The organism is Halioxenophilus aromaticivorans (assembly GCF_042850945.1).
In the GTDB taxonomy this organism is placed as follows: domain Bacteria; phylum Pseudomonadota; class Gammaproteobacteria; order Pseudomonadales; family Cellvibrionaceae; genus Halioxenophilus; species Halioxenophilus aromaticivorans.
Genome location: NZ_AP031496.1, coordinates 3,029,658 through 3,048,494 on the forward strand (window position 1 = coordinate 3,029,658; position 18,837 = coordinate 3,048,494).

At 48.4% G+C, this 18,837-nt stretch carries 14 protein-coding genes and 2 tRNA genes; 4 read left to right on the forward strand and 12 right to left on the reverse strand.

Annotated features, from left to right (window positions below; translation table 11 throughout):
- Positions 1-2 precede the first annotated feature (2 nt).
- The 6 genes from pepN to ACGHM3_RS13225 form a co-directional block, all read right to left on the reverse strand.
- Complete coding sequence (pepN, locus tag ACGHM3_RS13200) at positions 3-2,675, reverse strand: aminopeptidase N (protein WP_345415754.1); 2,673 nt, start codon at positions 2,673-2,675, stop codon at positions 3-5.
- A gap of 101 nt (positions 2,676-2,776) precedes the next feature.
- A complete protein-coding gene (locus ACGHM3_RS13205; RefSeq protein ID WP_345415899.1) occupies positions 2,777-3,586 on the reverse strand; it encodes a DUF2797 domain-containing protein in 810 nt (269 codons plus the stop codon).
- A 48-nt stretch (positions 3,587-3,634) separates the two neighbouring features.
- A complete protein-coding gene (locus ACGHM3_RS13210) occupies positions 3,635-3,910 on the reverse strand; it encodes a YeaC family protein (RefSeq protein ID WP_390517054.1) in 276 nt (91 codons plus the stop codon).
- A gap of 9 nt (positions 3,911-3,919) precedes the next feature.
- Positions 3,920-4,810, reverse strand: a complete 891-nt coding sequence (locus ACGHM3_RS13215) for a rhomboid family intramembrane serine protease (protein WP_345415748.1) — start codon at positions 4,808-4,810, stop codon at positions 3,920-3,922.
- 27 nt (positions 4,811-4,837) lie between these two features.
- Positions 4,838-5,836 carry a metallophosphoesterase gene (locus tag ACGHM3_RS13220; protein WP_345415745.1) on the reverse strand — a complete coding sequence of 333 codons (999 nt, stop codon included), beginning with the start codon at positions 5,834-5,836 and terminating at the stop codon, positions 4,838-4,840.
- A 267-nt stretch (positions 5,837-6,103) separates the two neighbouring features.
- A complete protein-coding gene (locus ACGHM3_RS13225; RefSeq protein WP_345415743.1) occupies positions 6,104-6,985 on the reverse strand; it encodes an NAD(+) kinase in 882 nt (293 codons plus the stop codon).
- Between the two features lie 138 nt (positions 6,986-7,123).
- Here ACGHM3_RS13225 and ACGHM3_RS13230 point away from each other — a divergent pair, with 138 nt between their 5' ends.
- A complete protein-coding gene (locus ACGHM3_RS13230; RefSeq protein ID WP_345415741.1) occupies positions 7,124-8,086 on the forward strand; it encodes a DUF1853 family protein in 963 nt (320 codons plus the stop codon).
- Here the strand turns inward: ACGHM3_RS13230 and ACGHM3_RS13235 are convergent.
- The 5 genes from ACGHM3_RS13235 to trxA all read right to left on the reverse strand — a co-directional run bounded on the left by ACGHM3_RS13235 (position 8,029) and on the right by trxA (position 15,260).
- The gene (locus ACGHM3_RS13235) at positions 8,029-9,171 is read right to left on the reverse strand and encodes a cyclic nucleotide-binding domain-containing protein (RefSeq protein WP_390517057.1); all 1,143 of its coding nucleotides are present in this window, start codon (positions 9,169-9,171) and stop codon (positions 8,029-8,031) included. The genes ACGHM3_RS13230 and ACGHM3_RS13235 overlap by 58 nt on opposite strands.
- Before the next feature lie 11 nt (positions 9,172-9,182).
- Positions 9,183-10,154 carry a pyridoxal-phosphate dependent enzyme gene (locus ACGHM3_RS13240; RefSeq protein WP_345415735.1) on the reverse strand — a complete coding sequence of 324 codons (972 nt, stop codon included), beginning with the start codon at positions 10,152-10,154 and terminating at the stop codon, positions 9,183-9,185.
- Between the two features lie 194 nt (positions 10,155-10,348).
- Entirely contained in the window at positions 10,349-11,728 is a 1,380-nt protein-coding gene (locus ACGHM3_RS13245; protein ID WP_345415732.1) for a hypothetical protein, read from the reverse strand.
- A gap of 1,309 nt (positions 11,729-13,037) precedes the next feature.
- A complete protein-coding gene (locus ACGHM3_RS13250) occupies positions 13,038-14,180 on the reverse strand; it encodes a phosphoserine transaminase (protein ID WP_345415729.1) in 1,143 nt (380 codons plus the stop codon).
- A gap of 225 nt (positions 14,181-14,405) precedes the next feature.
- Entirely contained in the window at positions 14,406-15,260 is an 855-nt protein-coding gene (trxA, locus tag ACGHM3_RS13255; RefSeq protein ID WP_345415726.1) for a thioredoxin, read from the reverse strand.
- Positions 15,261-16,043: 783 nt separating this feature from the next.
- On the opposite strand from trxA, the gene phbB reads away from it, so the two are divergent.
- From phbB to ACGHM3_RS13270, 3 genes are all read left to right on the forward strand, one after another.
- Entirely contained in the window at positions 16,044-16,769 is a 726-nt protein-coding gene (gene phbB / locus ACGHM3_RS13260; RefSeq protein WP_345415723.1) for an acetoacetyl-CoA reductase, read from the forward strand.
- A 375-nt stretch (positions 16,770-17,144) separates the two neighbouring features.
- Positions 17,145-17,218 (forward strand) — tRNA-Cys (locus tag ACGHM3_RS13265).
- A 66-nt stretch (positions 17,219-17,284) separates the two neighbouring features.
- A tRNA-Leu gene (locus ACGHM3_RS13270) sits at positions 17,285-17,372 on the forward strand.
- Positions 17,373-18,151: 779 nt separating this feature from the next.
- Here ACGHM3_RS13270 and pgsA read toward each other — a convergent pair.
- Positions 18,152-18,727, reverse strand: coding sequence for a CDP-diacylglycerol--glycerol-3-phosphate 3-phosphatidyltransferase (gene pgsA, locus ACGHM3_RS13275; RefSeq protein ID WP_345415720.1), 576 nt, complete (start codon positions 18,725-18,727; stop codon positions 18,152-18,154).
- Positions 18,728-18,837 lie beyond the last annotated feature (110 nt).

Consider the following 18,837-nt stretch of genomic DNA (forward strand, 5'->3'; position numbering starts at 1 on the left):
TGTTACGCCAAACTTTTTGAGATTACTTCAAAAACATCCTTTGAAAGACCCACCGTTTGCTTGATGCTATTTAGTTCGGCTTGCATTAACTCTTGCCGCTTGGAGTCATACTTACGCCATTTGGTCAGCGGCCCCAACATTCTAGCGGCAATTTGTGGGTTGGTAGCATTGAGCTTTTTAACCACCTCAGCCAATAGCCGATAACCACTACCGTCAGAGTTATGGAAGCACACGGGATTATTGTTGGCGAACGCCCCGATCAAGGCGCGGACTTTATTCGGGTTGTTGATATTGAACGCCTCATGTTGCATCAAGCTTCGGATTCGATCTACGGCTTCTTCACCCGGCTGCATGGCTTGCACACTAAACCATTGATTGACGACTAAAGCCTCTGACTGCCATTGCTGATAAAACTCAGACAATGCCGAAACCGAGTAATCAACAGCCTTTGAATCAGGCGATAACGCAAGCACACTTAATGCCGCTGATTGATCGGTCATATTGGTGGCCGTGCGGTACTGCGTCATTGCTCGCTCCAGCCAGACGGCGTCGGCTGTTGCCACGAGATAGCCAAGGCAGCAATTTTTTAAGCTACGCACCGCGATCTGTACAGCGTTTGCTTCGTACTCCGGAAAGTACGGCAAGCTGTCAAAACGCTCTGCAAACTCTGTTTTGAGGCTAGCCGCAAGATGGTTACGAACTATCTCTCGGGCTGAGTGAATGGTATCTATGTTAGCGGTCGTGGCGATTTCTGCTAAATAACCTTCGCTGGGTAATGTCAGCATCAGCGCGACCATGGCAGGGTCTAGATTCTGATTAGTGATTAACGCACGGGCTGCATCTGATAAACGCGAATCTACAGAAGGTTCTTTGCCTTGTTGCAAACTGGCCTCAACCTCATGGATAACGGACACGCACAGCTGCTGGCAGGCATCCCATCGTGTGAAGCCGTCGTCATCCTGGGTCATCAGAGTGATCAAATCATCGGGGGAGTAGTCAAATTGCAGTCGCACTGGGGCCGAAAAACCGCGCATCAGCGACGGCACGGGTGGCGCATTAATATCTTTAAAAACCACACGATGCTGAGGCTGTGTTAATTCCAGAACGCAATGCGTGTCGTTTTTGCTAAGGCTGAAGTCCACGTCGGTTTCTGGCACCAATGACAGCGGACCGTTGCTGCCTAATAACCCCATCGCCACTGGAATCAAATACGGTTTTTTGTCTTCGCTGTCGCATTCGGGCGTTGTTGGGCAAGTTTGATTGAAGGTTAACGCGTATTCGCGAGAGCTACTGTTGTAGTCTGCGGTAACCGCCAATTTCGGCGTTCCTGCCTGGTGGTACCAGCTCATAAACTTACTTAAGTCCCGACCGCCGGCCTCCTCCATCGAGCTAACGAAATCCTCAATGGTAGCTGCTTTACCGTCGTTTCTCTCAAAGTATAAATCACTGCCTTGGCGGAAAGCTTCAGCCCCTAAAAGGGTGTGAATCATACGAACAACTTCGGCGCCCTTTTCGTAAACGGTTAGGGTGTAGAAATTAGAAATTTCGATAAACGATGCCGGTTGTACTGGGTGAGCCAAGGGGCCTGCATCTTCAGCGAACTGCATAGCCCGCAATAGCTTAGCGTCCTCCACTCGCTTAACCGTTCGCGAACCCATGTCGGCTGAAAATTCGGCGTCACGGAATACGGTGAACCCCTCTTTTAAACTCAGTTGAAACCAATCCCGACAAGTAACTCGGTTACCAGACCAATTGTGGAAATACTCGTGAGCGACCACCGCCTCCACCCGTTGAAAGCCGGCGTCGGTGGTGGTTTCGGCCTTAGCGAGCACACAGGAGGTGTTAAAAATATTTAACCCCTTATTTTCCATAGCGCCCATGTTAAAGTCGTCTACGGCGACAATCATAAAAATATCGAGGTCGTACTCACGGCCGTACACATCCTCGTCCCAACGCATGGATGACTTCAGCGATGCCATGGCATGATCACATTTGTCGAGATCTTTTTCTTCGACATAGATTTTTAAATCGATAGCGCGGCCGCTAGTGGTAGTGAAAGAGTCTTGGATGCATTCTAAATCGCCGCCCACTAGTGCAAATAAATAAGCAGGTTTCGGGAAGGGATCGTGCCAGGTAACAAAGTGCATGTTGTCATCTAAGCTACCGGATTTTATGGGATTACCGTTGGACAAAAGTACGGGAAATTCGGTTTTATCGGCAACTACAGTGGTGGTAAATTCACTGAGCACATCCGGCCGGTCGAGAAAATAGGTGATTTTACGAAAACCTTCGGCCTCACATTGCGTGCAGTACATCGACTGTGACTTGTACAAACCTTCTAAAGAGGTGTTATCCGCGGGTGCAATCAAGCCCACGACCGAAAGTACGAATTGCTCAGGCACATTGGCAATTCGTAAACACTCCGCCTCTAATTGATAGTCCCTATCGTCCAACTGACGGCCGTCGATACTCACCGACTGAAGATCGATGTCTTGCCCATGCAGAATCAATTCATTGGACTTGGTATCGGCGTCAGGATTTTTGCGAATCGTTAAGTCGGAAGACACACGGGTTTTCGTTGGATGCAGGATAAAGTGCAGATGGGTTTTGTCGATCAAATGGCTGGGTACTTGGTAATCTTTTAAGTAGATTGCACTGGGTTCTGCATCTCTCATCGCGCTATAGCTCCATAGCTAAATTTGTGCTGTAAAAGTCTTCACTGGTCGTTTACTGAAAATGTGCTAGGTGTGCTTGGCAGCTACCTCGATCAGATTGCCTACCCACTAAAAGTAAAAGTCAGCTCGTAACCGGTGTATTTACGTAAATTAATGACGCCTGTGTCAAATATGAGATATTGACCTTTAATACCTTGTAAAACGCCCTCTGCGGAAGGCACTTTATCCAAGTTAAAGCTGGTGATCTTGGTTGGGTAAGTGCTCACCGGAAAGGTCAGGTCGATTACTTTTTCCGAATCAAGCGCGATAATATTGCTAGCGCCGAAGCGCTCTGTTATCTCCTCCAAAGCTGACTGGGTCATCTCCCGTAGCTCATCCCTGAGCGTTTCTAGATTGATGGGAGCAGCACTGCTTTTGAGCATATTGCGCCAATTGGTTTTGTCTGCAATATGCTGGCGTAGAGCGTCTTCAACAAAGCCAGCTTGCTGGCGGGTTGCTGTTCTGTATATGGGTAAAGCCTGCTCTGCGCCCTGATCAATCCACCGAGTAGGAATCTGGCTGCCCCGTGTGAGGCCAACTTTAGCAGCTGTGGTATTAGACAGATATACGTAATGATCCGTCATGCAATATTTATCGGCCCACTCTGGTTCTCGGCAGGTGCCTGCATCGTAATGACAGCGCTCCGGGCTCATTATGCACTGGTCACACTGAGCGAGCTTTTTCATGCAGGGAAAACAGTAGCCTTGAGAGAAGCTTTTCTTTGTTTTGCGGCCGCAGTGAATACACTGAATCGCACCTGCAAATTCAATTGTAATCTGGGAATTTAGTTTGTCGTTTAATGAGATTTCGGCGTCATCGCCTAATTGTAACGAATATTGGACGGAGCCATCTGCTGATAGCTCGGCAGGCATTTTCTTACAAATGCCAGTTGCGGTTTTTAGGGACACGATGAGACCTTACTACTGCCACTTAAGCGGTGTTTCGGAGGGAGCATGGCTGTGCTCGTCGGCACAGGGTTGTTTAGGCGGAACATAGCCTGTTCTTTGTTCCGGCGGTAAATGTTTGGCCTCGTAGGCAATAACGGCCTGCATACACGTGGCCTTTTGTTCCTTGGTAAGGGCAACGCCATTGGGCCACTTGCCAATTTCTATTGCCCTACGGAAATTCTGTACGATTTCTGGCGTGAGGCTCTCGAGTAGGTTTTGGTTGTCAGTATCCATAGTGGGCTGTGTCATTTGGCTGTATTAACGGTTTTTTGTGTTCGCCAGTACCTTTTGGGTCACAAATAACCCGGCCACGATGCCACTCAATAAACCACCCAAATGGGCCCCGTTGGCAACACTAACATTAGCCAGGAGATCAACCACGCCGGCGAATCCTAATGCCAGCGATATTACCATAAAAACGATAACACTCTTAGGGATTTGCAGTATGGAATCCGGCAAGCGCCACTGCCACACAGCAATGAAACCCAATAGGCCGTAAACCACTCCGGATAAGCCGCCAAACACATTGGGGCCATACCATAGGGCTTGAGTGATATTTGGTACCGTCGCAATCCATACGAACAGAATGATAAATGCGGATGTACCTAAAACACGTTCAATTTTGCGCCCAAAGACCCACACCCATAGGGCATTAAAAACGATGTGCAGCACCCCGAAATGCAAGAATGTAGGTGTAATAAGCCGCCAAAACTGCCCGCTTACCAGCGCTGCTTGCGCGCTTTCAAACCGAAAACCCTCAGCCGTCACCTGAATTGGGAAAAAATTAACCGCACTTAATAAGTGAAAGTTTTGGTTCAGTCCATAGGAGGTGAAAAAGTACCCTATTATTCCCAGCAGAACGACAATACAGGTAGCAGGTGCCGCAATGAACGCCAACCACAAAGCATCCAGGCTCAAGCCAACGCTTTGGCGAGCGAAATCCGCATTTTGACTGGACAGCCCGTTTTGCCGCCATTGATCCAATAGCGATACAACCGCTGGTCGATCATTAGGATGAAGTAACCACAGTAATTGATGGCCCTGTTCTTCCGTGAATCGGTGCATAATGTTCTGCTCTGTTAGTACCTGGTCCACTATGGTCAGGTCCAAATCCAGAGGAAATTGCGCACACGCAAACCAAGCACTCATTACATCTTTTCTCGCGGATTCTCTTGTTTACTCAGCTTCTGGTTCGCGCCATTCAGGTGGATCTACATAAACCCACATAAATTTACTGGCATCTAACACGGGCTCACGGTCATAGCGATACGCGGCCAGTCGCCCATACTTCACCGCACTGTAGTCCAAACAAGCAATGTTAGAGGTTACCGGTTTCGGTTTGCCCTGTAGCCAGTAATGGCCGATAAACACAGGCCGTTCGCCTTTTGGGTAACAAATTAAATTGGACTTTTCGAGGTCTGACAACGGCCGGTCCACCAAGTCCTTCGGCAATGGGTCGGGTTGAAATGCCACATCACCGTAGGTTTTTGGAGACTGAGCCCAGAATTTAGTTCGGAAAAATCGACGCTGAAAGCCATCTTTACTGGTGATGACCCGCTCTTCCGGCAATGGAATGTCAGTACCCCGAGTTAAGCGATCCATCAACCGCCCTTCAAAGCTCTGACGGTCCACCGACTTGACGATAAACTCGGAGTTCACCCGATTACAATGGTAGGTATCGCGGTACTGATCGATTAATGCTTGATCCCAACAGGCGTGTACAACTCGGAAACTGTCTGTCTCGTAGAACAGAGGTAAGGTGGTAAACCACTCGATGTATTCGCGCCATTCCACGGGGTAAGCCGCAAATTGCTCTAAAGTCTCGCCGATCAGCCGGTTGTGGTGAGCGTTGTGCTCTCTTAGGTAACGCCTGCCTAACCCCTCTGGTGCTGGCGTACAGTAGGAGACAGCGTTGTATTCATGGTTGCCCATAATGCACACTGCGGCCTTGCGCTCCACCATGGAGTGGACAATTTCCAAGGCCTCTCGGATATGAGGGCCTCTGTCTACAATATCACCCAAATACACCACCACACGCGAGCTGTGGCGGTAACATCCGTTGATAAACCGGTAACCTAACTTTTGCAACAATTTGACCAGGGTTTTGGCGCAACCATGGATATCGCCGATGATATCGAACCCGGAATACTCGTTTAACTCTTGTTGCGTTAGCATGTGGGGTACAAACTTCTCCTGCGAAGCAATAATCGGTTAATACTTTAGTGACTTACGTATTACTGGCTAGGGTTTTATTTACCAAGGTCTTAATCTACCGAGGTATTAATCATTACGGAAATTCTACCGCACGGGAAAATTCAGTTAATAGCGTTTCGTTCTAGATCTTGTGCGGGTCTAGTCTTTCACTTGATGGACGCCACGCTAGGTGGGCGCCTCGGCTGCCTACCGACAGCCCAAGTTACAGCATAGAAGAAACGGCGTTGGTCAATCCATCAAATGGCTGCCCCACCCCAGTTTTCTTCGGCAGGTCTCGTAAAAGTCATGCTCTTGTGGGTGAATCAAGGTCAGTTTTTTAGCCTTTTTGGTGACTACAATCTCATCCCCAGGCTGTGTTACCACGTGGGTTTGACCATCACAAGTAACATGGGGAAAGGCCGTATTTTGCATGCCTACCAACAGCCGTATATTGCTGTTGCCTGCAATGATGATCGGTCTGGAGCTCAAGGTATGCGGATTGATTGGCACCAAGCCAATGGCATCTAAACTTGGGTGCATAAGCGGCCCGCCGCCGCTTAAAGCATAAGCAGTAGAACCGGTGGGCGTAGTGATAATCAGGCCATCGGATCGCTGACTGTAAACAAATTGATTGTCCACATACACCTCGAACTCAATCATCCGAATGAACTTACCGGGGTGTATCACCACGTCGTTCAAAGCGCTACCGCCACCAATCTGCTCGCCATCGCGCATAACCGCCATTTCCAGCAGGAAACGCTCTTCGCTGAGATAATTGCCGGTCAACACCTCAGTGACCCGAGACTCGATTTCATCCGGGGAAATATCGGTGAGGAATCCCAGCCGGCCTCTATTTACGCCAAGTATTGGTACCCCTTCATCCACCACAGCACGGGCTGCGCCCAGTAAGCTGCCATCCCCACCAACCACAATAACAAGGTCACAAGCACTACCTAATTGGTCTCTGGAGGCCTCTGGAATGCCAAACTCAGGCAGAGAAGCCGCGGTGTCGGATTCCAACACGACACCACAATCCAGGTCGGATAAGAATTGAATCAGCTTCTTAGTAGTATCGACGGCAGTCTCACTGCCCAGCCGGCTGACTAATCCTACGGTATGAAATTTGACCATATTTAACATTCAAATCGATTGTTATGAGCGACGTTTAGCTACGAATAGCCGCGCCATTGCTAGCAACAGCCATGGTAGCATATCGCACTAAATACACCGACTTTTCTAACAGCCGCTATTTGGCAGGGCTACTAAGTGATGAATGACCAGCTAATAACGTACCGAATTCGATGGTTTTTGGCCTCAGAGCCTCTTATCACTCAAGCACCAAATAGCAGCGATGCAACCCAGTACGCGCCGGAGCCCTCTGGCCTATCCGAGGCGCAATTAACGGCGATGTGTGCATGGGTTGAACAGCAATCGGCCAGTAATCGTATCGGCATTATGTTTGAGCATTGTTTTGAGGCTTATCTCAACACCCAACAGTGCACGCTTAAGCCAGGGTTCGAGGACAAACGCTTTCAGCCAATTCACAGCCGAGTACAGGTTAATTTGGGCCGGCAAAAGCGCACCTGTGGTGAGTTTGACTTTTTGTTTTATGACCAGCAATACCAACGTTGGCGCCACAGCGAGATAGCGGTGAAATATTATTTAGGGCTGGGTGAAGACCTACAGGAAATGTCCGCCTGGGTTGGGCCAAACAAACTGGATCGGCTGGATTTAAAATACCGTAAACTGTTTGACCAACAGCTGTCATTATCTGCCCACGCCAACGCAATCAACACCCTCAGTCGTTACGATATCGATCCGACGACAGTGACGCGTCATTTCTATGTAAAAGGAATGCTGTTTTTGCCCTGGCGACAAACCTCAGCCCGCTTGCCGTTGTGTGTCAATCCAAACTGTGAACGAGGCTATTGGTTTGAATTTGATGAGCTGGAGAATGTGCAACGGCAAACGGGCGTTGCGCAATGGTTGTTGCTAGAGCGCAGCGAATGGATGTGCTTAAACGATGATCTAAATGGGCGGCAGAAGAACGACTATAGAGCAAAAGCAGTCACCACTGAGAAGCTTACGCCTCTGGTTGAGCAATTGCTGACCAAATACCAACGCCCTGTACAGTTAATCGCTCAACATATTGACAAGAACAAGCCTCTAACGCGCTATATCGTAACTCCTCTGGGGTGGTCGGAGACTACTGCCCCGCCCTTAACCCAATAGCGTTTTTGGGTAATTAGAGGTTTCAAGCTAGGGTTTAGCACCATAGAAGCATAGAGATCCGCCAGGCCGGTGGCAAACGAGCACACGTTATAACCCAGCTTTTGCATAGCCACCGCGCCGGCATTACTTCTAAAACCGGAGTCACTGTAAAGAATATATTCAACGTCTCTGCGTAACCGTGGTAAATGCAAGGGCAAAATATCCAAAGAGATATTAATCGCTGATTCTAAATGACCAAATTCGTATTCGGCCTCGGTGCGAACATCAATAAGGATGCATCTGTCGTCGTGGCCGATGTTTTCTAATAGGTAATCCAACTCAACCACTGCGGCCAAATCTTTTTTCATCAGCGGCAAAAAGTCATCCTTTTCTAGACGCATCAAAACGCCGTCCTGCAGCATTGTTACAGTGGCATTGCGCTGGGTTTGGTTCACCAGTGCGTCTTCACCAAAACAGCGACCCGGGCCAATTTTTGCCACCAGTTTTTCTTCGCCTGTTTCGACATCGCTGATCGTCACCGCCGCTAAGCCGTACTTTATAAAATAACAAGCCTCGCCGACCTCCCCCTGCTGAACAACGACGTCACCGCGATTGACAACTTGCCGTCGCAACTTGGAGAAAATAGTACTTACATTGGTGGGTGGCACTTTAAAAAACAGATTGGAGTCGAGGATAAAATTGATCCACTGGGCGTCCTCATCGCGGGTGGGGTCGCCAGCTATTTGCACGCGCTGAAATTCTGCCATCTGGCTCCAGCACAACACATTTCTCAGCTCCTTGGCCGGAAATATCAATAACTCTGCGTCACTCAACGCCTCAACTTCCACCGGTTGATAACATTGGTAGGCCAATGGGTAGAGATTCTCTCTGGCCACTATGGTTTCCTCTGGCCGGCAAGCAGTGCGCACGACAACCTCACCTGAGTATAAAAAGAGGAAACAGTCCCTACCAATAAACTGACTTTGGAACACCGCTCCTTTGAACAGAAACCGGGACGTCGCTTGATTCAACAAATGCGTTAAATGTTGCTCGGGGATTCGCTGTAAAGGGACGAAGGACCGAAGGCTGGTAATTCTTTCGTTCATAAATGTTGTAATTAGAAAGCGCCGATATTAATTGATTTGAGCCTAGCCGACGAGTGCAATGGAGACATCAATTTAGGATAGCCTCGCTTGCCTTGTAAACCCCCAGTGTGGATAACGATCACTCGATCACCAGGCTGAAACTCATCCGCTTCCAACATCGTGAACAGGGCAAACATTACCTTAGCTGTGTAGACTGGGTCTAGGGGAATCATGAACTTTCGCTCAAAAAAACGAATAAAGCGCTCTAACTCATTAGGCAGGCGACCATAGCCTTCCAAGCAAAATCGCCGGTCAATCTTCCAGGAGCACTGAGGTTCGATTGATGCTTGTACGAGTTTCGCTGAAATCGCCGCAGTAAGTTTATCGTCACCCTTCAGTGGGCTTACGCCAAGCACAGCCACGCCGGCGGGCATTTCTGCCACAATTCCTGCCATGGTAGTCCCCGTGCCACAAGCCACCAACACGTGGGTACAGCCGGATGGTGGTAACCCCTGCAACTGCCGACCTATTTGTTGTCCCAAGAGGCGCGTTCCGCGGAACCCAAGAGCGTTGTCTCCGCCCTCGGGGATAATATAAGCATTGGAGAAATCCGCGTGGAGTGATAAACAATACTCTGAAGTGTTGCGCAGAGCCCATTGCTGGCGGTCGACGAAGCGCACCTGCATGCCTGCCGCTTGGCAATCGCGTAGCGTCGCCGTAAGGTTCGCACGGTAGTCGCCACGGATAATACCAACCGTATTCATGCCCTCTTCCTGCCCCGCTAATGCCAATGCATGCAGATGATTCGAATACCCTCCCCCAAAAGAAACTAACGTCTGCATGCCATGCTGTTTTGCGTATTGGATATTGAAGCAGAGTTTATACAGCTTGTTGCCACTGCGGGTGCGATGAACTAAGTCTTCCCTTTGCACTAACACTTGCACGCGTTTTTGTTCCGCCAAAGCAGATCTCAGCTGTTGCAATGGCACTAGAGGCAGCATCATTTGTGAGTCTTCAAACTAAGAATACGTCGGCTATTTCGCCAATTAGTGTCGATAAAATATGGCACACAGGCGCCAACGCTGGGTATACACGTCGGGTGCTCGACACGTTTGAGGAAAATAAAAAAGGTATATCGCCAAGGATGAAACACCCTACTTTTGAAACAGCACCTAATCATTTATAGAAAACTGGCAAATTATTGCCCAAAACGAAAGTTCACCACTTTATTTTCTCGATGCTCATCACAACGATCCGATTCGCCAGAATGGAAATCCAAAGGTGAATTGATTTTTGGAATAGTGCGATTACAAACATTGCCGTTTTTGGCAATGGCTTGACATCGTGGCTTGGAAAAATGATCTAACCAACTACGGTAGGTTGGCAATGAAACTCCGCACTTGGCGGCGGCAAAGGCCTCTGGGTTTTGAGTGTATTCGGTTAGCTCATCGCGGTTGACGTTGATGTGGCCTAAGCCGACTTGATAAGCGATAAAACTAATGCCAGATGTACTTAATTTGTCGATAACCCGGTCGCCGCTGAATTCTTGTAGTTTAGCGTTTTCGTGCTTTAGGCTGGTAATCTCATCTAACAGATTACTCTGCTGCTCGGTGAGATACATCAGCTCTATTTCACGTAGCTGCACGGTTTCTTTCAGATTTTTAGTTACAGATTCAACCCTGGCTTGACTTTCGGCCTCGAATTGCTGATTCAACAACTGGATTTGTTCATCATTGGTGTAGCGGGTACTCTTAAGTCGCTCCTCAAAAAACTGCCGCAATTGCGACATTTTATGGGTTTGGTTATCCAGGGTTTGCTTTACCTGTTCAGACAGTGACTTTTGCGTTTCCAGATCGGTTTGCAAGTCGGCGATCTGCGTTCGGTACTGATCAACGCGGGCCTGGTGGTCGCGATTTAACAGCTCAATACGCTTTTGTTGCTTGTTGCGCAGAGTAGCCAGCCTTAGTCTTTGCTTTTTAAGCGTGTTCGCTAAGCGGTTCCTAAAGCTACGATACAGTTTGGCTTTTAACTCGCTTTCGAGTTCCTCAAGCCAGCCCCGCTCCAGCCGCCGTTCTTCTACACTGGTTAACGTTGGTATTGCATCCGCAACGGGTGGGGAATCGGCGACCACTTTTTTGAACGCAACGCCCATTTTATTGGCTTCAATGGTGCGCTGAATGAGTGTGAAATCATTGCGCCCGGGCGACATATCAGGATCCCAAAGAGAGCGCTGATGCCATTGTACCGGGCACTGGGTGTAGCACGCCAGGCGAATGGGGCCGGAGCCTAAATCTGGCCCCTTGGCCGCCGATTCAACCAGTTGTTGAATTGGCAGGTTCCAGCCCCGGTCGGCAAAACCCTGGTGATCGAAATCGATCAAAAAGAAAACCGCGACGGTTAAGTGAAATCTGTGGTTGAGTTCGATATAAACGGCTTGCAAGCTTTGGCTAGCAAAGTTGGGCAGCGGGATGAAGGCATCAAGCACGGCTTCAAATTCGGTGTATAGCATCTCACCGATAATTTCATTGTGCTTTAAAAATAAAACCGCCCTAGCGGACTCATCAACTGTAGGTAGCATAGTTCTTCACCTGTGCGTGGCCCTTTGCCCACCGCAAAATTATCCTTAACTACGATGCAATATCCATTCTCCGAACTCCAAATGCCTGACAATGACTCGAGAATCAACCTGCGCCATGCATACGCGCGCCTTTATCATCAAGTCTAGCTAGTTTGGAAGCTGACTAACCAGCAGTTCGCTCTTAAAAGGTGAGAATTTGCTCTAGTTCCAAATTTTTGTGATCGTTTCACGTATTGATTGCTCAATATGTGAACCAGATCAAAAAAAGGTTACACACATTAACACAACCATTACATTTTACAGTGTTAGGTTAAATTGTTGGCCTTTATCGACGCTTGGCAATCAAAGACGATAAGCGCGCCACGATAAAACTCAATCCTATAACCGCTAACTTAGCTCTATACCAACAGCTTGTTATTGTAACTTAAGCCAGATAAAAACAGTGCTACGCCTTGTCGCCAACCGGCACCCCATGCCTTTGGCATGACGGTAAGAAAAACTGCATCGGTGTGCCGCTGAGATGTATTTGGCTCAGCATACCGAGCCCCCTACTTCGCCCTACCATACGGTGTTAAATCAGTGCTGCACTCACACCGCTTGGGCAATAAATCAAAATGAAGATTTGAATCGATCATTGGGCCTAGCCGAGAGAAGGCTAACTGAGAGCGGGCCTAACTGAGAGAGCTTAAGTCGGAGTGTTCGAACTGAAGTAAGCTAATGGGGTGTAACAGGAAGATGTTGTGAGGATAATTGACGCTTACGAGAAGTAATAGACAGCACCAAAGGAACTTATTTGGGCGACCAGAGTACACTACATGTGAATGCGACTGAGTCTTCGGAACTGCGGGCGCCGCTGCCTAGGTGCTGTTTTAACTACTGCTAACTGATGTTTAACTTCTTTTCTGTCTTAAGTACTGACTATTCAACGTACTAACTATTCCAGTACTAACTATTCAACATATTAACAATCGACCGTGCAGACTACTTTCCGCACTGGTTACTGTATTCACTCTATTTTAAGAACCTACATTTCGTCGCTGTCTAGCAGCATATCGTCGTCTTCTTCGAAGAATTCGTCTTCGAGTAGATCTTCAATATAGTCTTGCATGTTATCTCCTTCTTGTTATTCGTTAACTTGTTACCTTTACGCCCTGAAGCTGGTACCAGACCAAACATAAGGCGTATCGGCAGCAAGCTGGATATTATGAACAGATATCGTAATATAAGTTCAAAGCAAATCTGGGGCCAGGCCAGATTTGGTAACGTTAAGCAAGAAACGTGAAATAACAATGACAATAAGATGACAGTATTATGACTGACAGACCTCGTTGTAGGCCCACTCTAACCAAGGCAATAGCGCCTCGATGTCTTCCAGTTCCACCGTAGCACCACACCAAATACGGATACCCGAGGGCGCATCTCGGTAGGAACCGATATCAAAAGCAACTTCCTGCTCGTCCAGCAGATCAACCATAGCGCTGACTTGTTGAGAAGAAGCATTGAGTGTCAAACAGACACTGGTGTTAGAGATTTGAGACGAGTCCTGTGCCAAAAATTGTATCCAAGGACGCTCTGCCACAAAGTCTACTATAGCACTCAGGTTACCTTCGCTACGTTCAATCAACCGCTCCACGCCGCCGACACTCTCAACCCATTGCAAAGCATCTAGGTAATCGGCAACACACAACATTGAGGGGGTATTGATGGTAGCCCCCTTAAAAATGCCTTCAATCAGCTTGCCACCGGAGGTAAGACGGAAAATCTTTGGCAACGGCCAGGGGGGTGTATAGGATTCAAGCCGCTGTACAGCGCGGGGACTTAGAATCAACATGCCGTGTGCCCCTTCGCCGCCAAGCACCTTCTGCCAGGAAAAGGTGACCACATCCAGCTTATGCCACGGCAGGTCCATAGCAAAGACCGCTGATGTCGCATCGCAGATGGTCAGACCGGAACGTTGATCATCAATCCAATCACCATTGGGCACTTTCACGCCGGACGTGGTGCCGTTCCAGGTGAAAACAACATCGTGGTCGAAATTAGCTTGGTTTAGATCAGGTAATAAACCGTAGTCAGCGGTATAGCTGTTTACGTTTTGCAGCTTAAGTTGCTTAACGACATCGTTTACCCATGTCAGCCCAAACGATTCCCAGGCCAAAATGTCTACAGGCCGCTGCCCCAGTAAACTCCAAAGCGCCATTTCAACCGCGCCGGTGTCAGATGCCGGAACAACGCCAATTCTGTACCCATCGGGCAGCCCCAATAAATGCGCCGTTTTGGTGCAGCAAAGTTCCAGCGCGCTCTTGCCTTGCGCACCGCGGTGTGATTTGCCAAGGGTTGATAGATCCAGGGAAGCTACGTCGTAGCCTGGACGTTTACGGCACGGCCCGGACGAAAACCTAGGGTTAGCTGGTTTTACTGTAGGCGGCGCAGAAGCAAAGGATGGAGTTGACATGATATCGCTCTAACTCGAAAGGGACTAATCCAAGAGGGGCGACATTATGCCATTACGAATATCCGTTTCCAGGCTTTCCTTACCAACTCTGCGTTTTTTCGGTGGAATAGGCTCGTCTGGCAGTTAGTCATGATGACCATAAGTTCCAGGAAGGAAGATACCCCCCCCTAAATTGGCTAATTACAGAGATTGCTGCTCTACTGAAAGAGCTGCAACAGGCCGATTTTAGTACAGCAACGTGTAGTATTTACGCTGATACTTTATTGCAATAGGATCCGATTTCCCCAATGTGGCGAGCATATCCAAGAACAAGCGCTTGGCTTCGCCGTCTTGGAAGTTAAGGTCCTTTCTCAGAATGCCTATCAACAATTCCAGAGCATCGCCATGCATGCCACTTTGATTGTATTGCACAGCCAGCTGCAACTTCAGGTTGGCATCTTCTGGATTGGTGGCAAGTTGCTGTTCCAGCGCTTCTACCTCAGGGCTTTTAGCAGACTCACGCTGCAGTTCTAAGCGGGCAAGTAGTGTTTTATAAACGTCATCTTGATCAACCATTTTAATGGATTCTAGACACTTCTCTGCTTCATCCAGGCGATTGAGTTCCAGATAACACTGAGTCAACAACAGCAGCACTTCACTACTTTCGGGCGCTGCGGCAAGCGCCGAACGCAGCGGCTCAAGGGCTGGGGTGAACTGCCCTTCGGACATCAACATCTGGGCTTGGTTAACATCTTCGCGCCAGGGTTCGGGCAAGTATTTTTCCAACAATTGCCGAATTTCACTTTCTGGCTGTGCACCAGCGAAGCCGTCTACTGGCTGACCGTCCTTAAAAATCATTACCGTAGGAAGGCTACGAACACCCAATTGGCTGGCGATCATTTGTTGTTCGTCTGCATCGATTTTAGCGAGCAAAAATTGACCGTTGTATTCTTGAGCCAATCGCTCCAAAAGCGGTGTCAAAGTTTTGCAGTGCGAGCACCACTCAGCCCAAAAGTCGACCACCACCGGCCTTATTTTTGATTCTTCAATCAACAACTGTTGAGCGTTCTCTTGTGTTATATCGACGACAACGGGTTCCATTAACGTAAGGCTCCGGCAGTGAAAGTATGTTATGCATCACGTGGGGGCGATGTAGGTAAAATTCAATAGACCACTAACACTGCCGGGTCAATTACAACGGTCAGGTTAGACCTATAGTCTGACCATAGTCTGCCAAAGTTGGATTAAGCGATAGTAGTAGGCTGGGCATTGACGACAAGCAGGCGAATCAACCCGGTCGAATGTATTGTCTACGCGAAGCGCTCATCCGGCCGTAACCAAAGTTGCCTTCGAAAAAGTATCACCCAAATTAAGCAGAAACATAAAAATTAATTAACTGGCAAAAGTTAGCAAAGTATTTGCATGGTTCAGCAGTAATAATTTCGAAAGGTGCCAACATTACAAGTTACACGGTAACAGTGCCCTATCGATATTGAACCGTTTCAATTTGAAATACTGCTTGGGTAACACTGATGATCACTGGTAGAGGGCGCACCGCTAATTAGGCTCAAATTGGTTATCGATCAAACAGCCTTTAAATATTTCAACGAAAACACTATCCAGTGAAATTTTTGCATGATAGTTTCGACATTTACTGTTCAACCCCCTGCAAAATGCGCTAAAGGAGTGGCCAAGTCTTTTAATAAACTAATCGCTACTAAAGACCCCGCGCCATATAGCAATTAATTCATAGAATCGTGTTAAGTGTATCCATCACACACGAGTCTCATTATAAAAGGAAGTTACACCCACAAGGATGTTTCCCGTCTCGAGTGAGAAGTACGAGGCTATCTATGTTTAAACCAAGTAATAGGAGTACGATCAATGGGAAGAGTAGCAGTGGTAACCGGTGGTACGCGTGGAATCGGCGAGGCTATTTGCCTTGAGATGAAAGCTATGGGGCACCAAGTTATCGCCAACTACGGCGGCAATGACGATGCAGCCAAAGCCTTTACCGAAAAAACGGGTATCCCCGCGGTAAAATTTGATGTCGCTGATTACGACGCAGTTGAAAATGGCCTGACTCAAATTGAATCTGATTTTGGCGCCATCGAAATCATTGTAAACAATGCGGGCATCACTAGAGACGGCGTGCTGGCCAAAATGAACTGTGATAACTGGAATGCTGTGCTAGAAACTAACCTCAAATCTTGTTACAACACATGCCACAAGGTGGTTCCTGGCATGCGTGAAAGAGGCTTTGGTCGCATTATCAATATCAGCTCTGTTAACGGACAACAAGGTCAATACGGCCAAGTTAACTACACTGCAGCGAAAGCTGGCGTATTAGGCTTCACCAAGGCATTGGCCTTAGAGACCGCTAAGTACGGCATCACTGTAAACGCCATAGCCCCAGGCTATGTGGATACAGAGATGGTGCGCGCAGTGCCGCCAGAAGTACTGGAAAAAATTATACAGAAAATTCCAGTAGGTCGTCTTGGCAACACTGGAGACATCGCACGAGCCGCTGGATTCTTGGCCGACGAACGAAATAGCTTTATTACCGGTTCTACCTTGTCCATCAATGGCGGGCAATTTATGGCCAACTAGGTCATCGTAACTTAAGCCAACAAGAAACAACAAGAAACAACAAAGACAGTAAATCAAGCCGCAACTCACGGAATTCAAGAAGTAAGGATTAACGCAGTACCTAGCTCACGGATGAGCTGGACTTGACCCAAAGAAGCACTCCTCCGATAAGCAGCCCGCCTTTTGGGCTGCTTCCTTCTAAGTAATCTTTCACTGCATCCATTTACACCTAATATCACGTTATCACTTGACTCCAAGTCGACAATGCCTAGAATACGCAACTCGGTCGATGGGTGGCCCGCTAGGTTCATTCTGTTTCAGATCCATAGAACCTACCTAAGTGTCAGATAATTCTATGAATTTTAGCTGAGTTAAGGTAATATCCCCGACCCTAAAGGCGCGATAGCAAAGCGGTTATGCCACGGATTGCAAATCCGTTGAGGCCGGTTCGACTCCGGCTCGCGCCTCCACTTTTGCCTCTAGCCACGGCCTAAAGATAAGTTGGATCCACTAACCAACTATAAAAAATACCCGCTGCCCGGGTGGTGGAATTGGTAGACACAGGAGACTTAAAATCTCCCGGCTTAATAAGCCGTGCCGGTTCAAGTCCGGCCCCGGGCACCACCTTACTCCCCTATCGAATCAAATAAGCTAGACCTGAAAGTACGCACCCTGTTGAGTCAGCCGGACTAATCCAGCCAACACTCTTTATTAGCGCTTCGCGCAAGAGGTTGTTGTCGCTTGAGCAGTGCTCAAGCCCAGCCCCGGGCACCACCTCACTCCCCTATCGAATCAAATAAGCTAGACCTGAAAGTACGAACCCTGTTGAGTCAGCCGGACTAACCCAGCCAACACTCTTTATTAGCGCTTCGCGCAAGAGGTTGTTGTCGCTTGAGCAGTGCTCAAGCCCAGCCCCGGGCCCCCTATCGAATCAAATAAGCTAGACCTGAAAGTACGAACCCTGTTGAGTCAGCCGGACTAATCCAGCCAGCACTCTTTATTAGCGCTTCGCGCAAGAGGTTGTTGTCGCTTGAGCAGTGCTCAAGCCCAGCCCCGGGCACCACCTTACTCCCCTATCGAATCAAATAAGCTAGACCTGAAAGTACGAACCCTGTTGAGTCAGCCGGACTAATCCAGCCAGCACTCTTTATTAGCGCTTCGCGCAAGAGGTTGTTGTCGCTTGAGCAGTGCTCAAGCCCAGCCCCGGGCACCACTCTACTCACCTATCGAATATCTTAACCTAGACCTAAAAGCACGCACTTCGTTGAGTCAGCCGGACTAATCCAGCCAACACTTTTTATTAACCCAGCGCGCCTGATATAGAATGAAAGGAAACAGAAAAGCAGCGCCATGATTGCAACTGCTACGAATAAGGAAGGAAGACAAGGCCCGCTTTCAGACCTCTAGTGATCTCCACCACCAGCGTGATTGGCGGGATTGAGTTCTGGCCAGGCGGCTTTAAGGTACAAAATCATCGACCATAGGGTAAGAATGGCAGCCGCATACAATGCGGCGTAACCTACAAAGGTCATAAAACCGCTGACGCCTGGCCTGAACAGCAACAACACGATAATGGCGACCATTTGGCAGGTGGTTTTTATCTTGCCAATACCAGACACCGCCACTGCCGCTCGCTTACCCAATTCAGCCATCCACTCTCGCAGGGCGGAAATTACTATCTCTCGGCCTACAATGACCACGGCGGGTATGGCGAAAGCCGCGGTACCATGCACCTCTACCAATAAGACAAGGGCCACAGCGACCATCAGTTTGTCTGCAACTGGATCTAAGAAAGCGCCGAATGGGGTACTCTGATTATACTTACGCGCTATATAACCGTCAGCCCAATCAGTGATCGCTGCCAGCGAAAAAATCAGGGCCGAGAAAAAAGCGCTCCATTTGAACGGTAAGTAGAACACTAAAATCAGTGCCGGAATCAGCAGGATTCTTAACAAGGTCAGTTGGTTAGCTAAAGTCATCTCAAAACCACAACAAAAAAATACGTAGCACGGCAGGAGCTAATATAACGAGCCCTTGGCCCGACGCCGAGGCATCATACCAGCACTCTGTGGCTTGGCATACAGCCGAT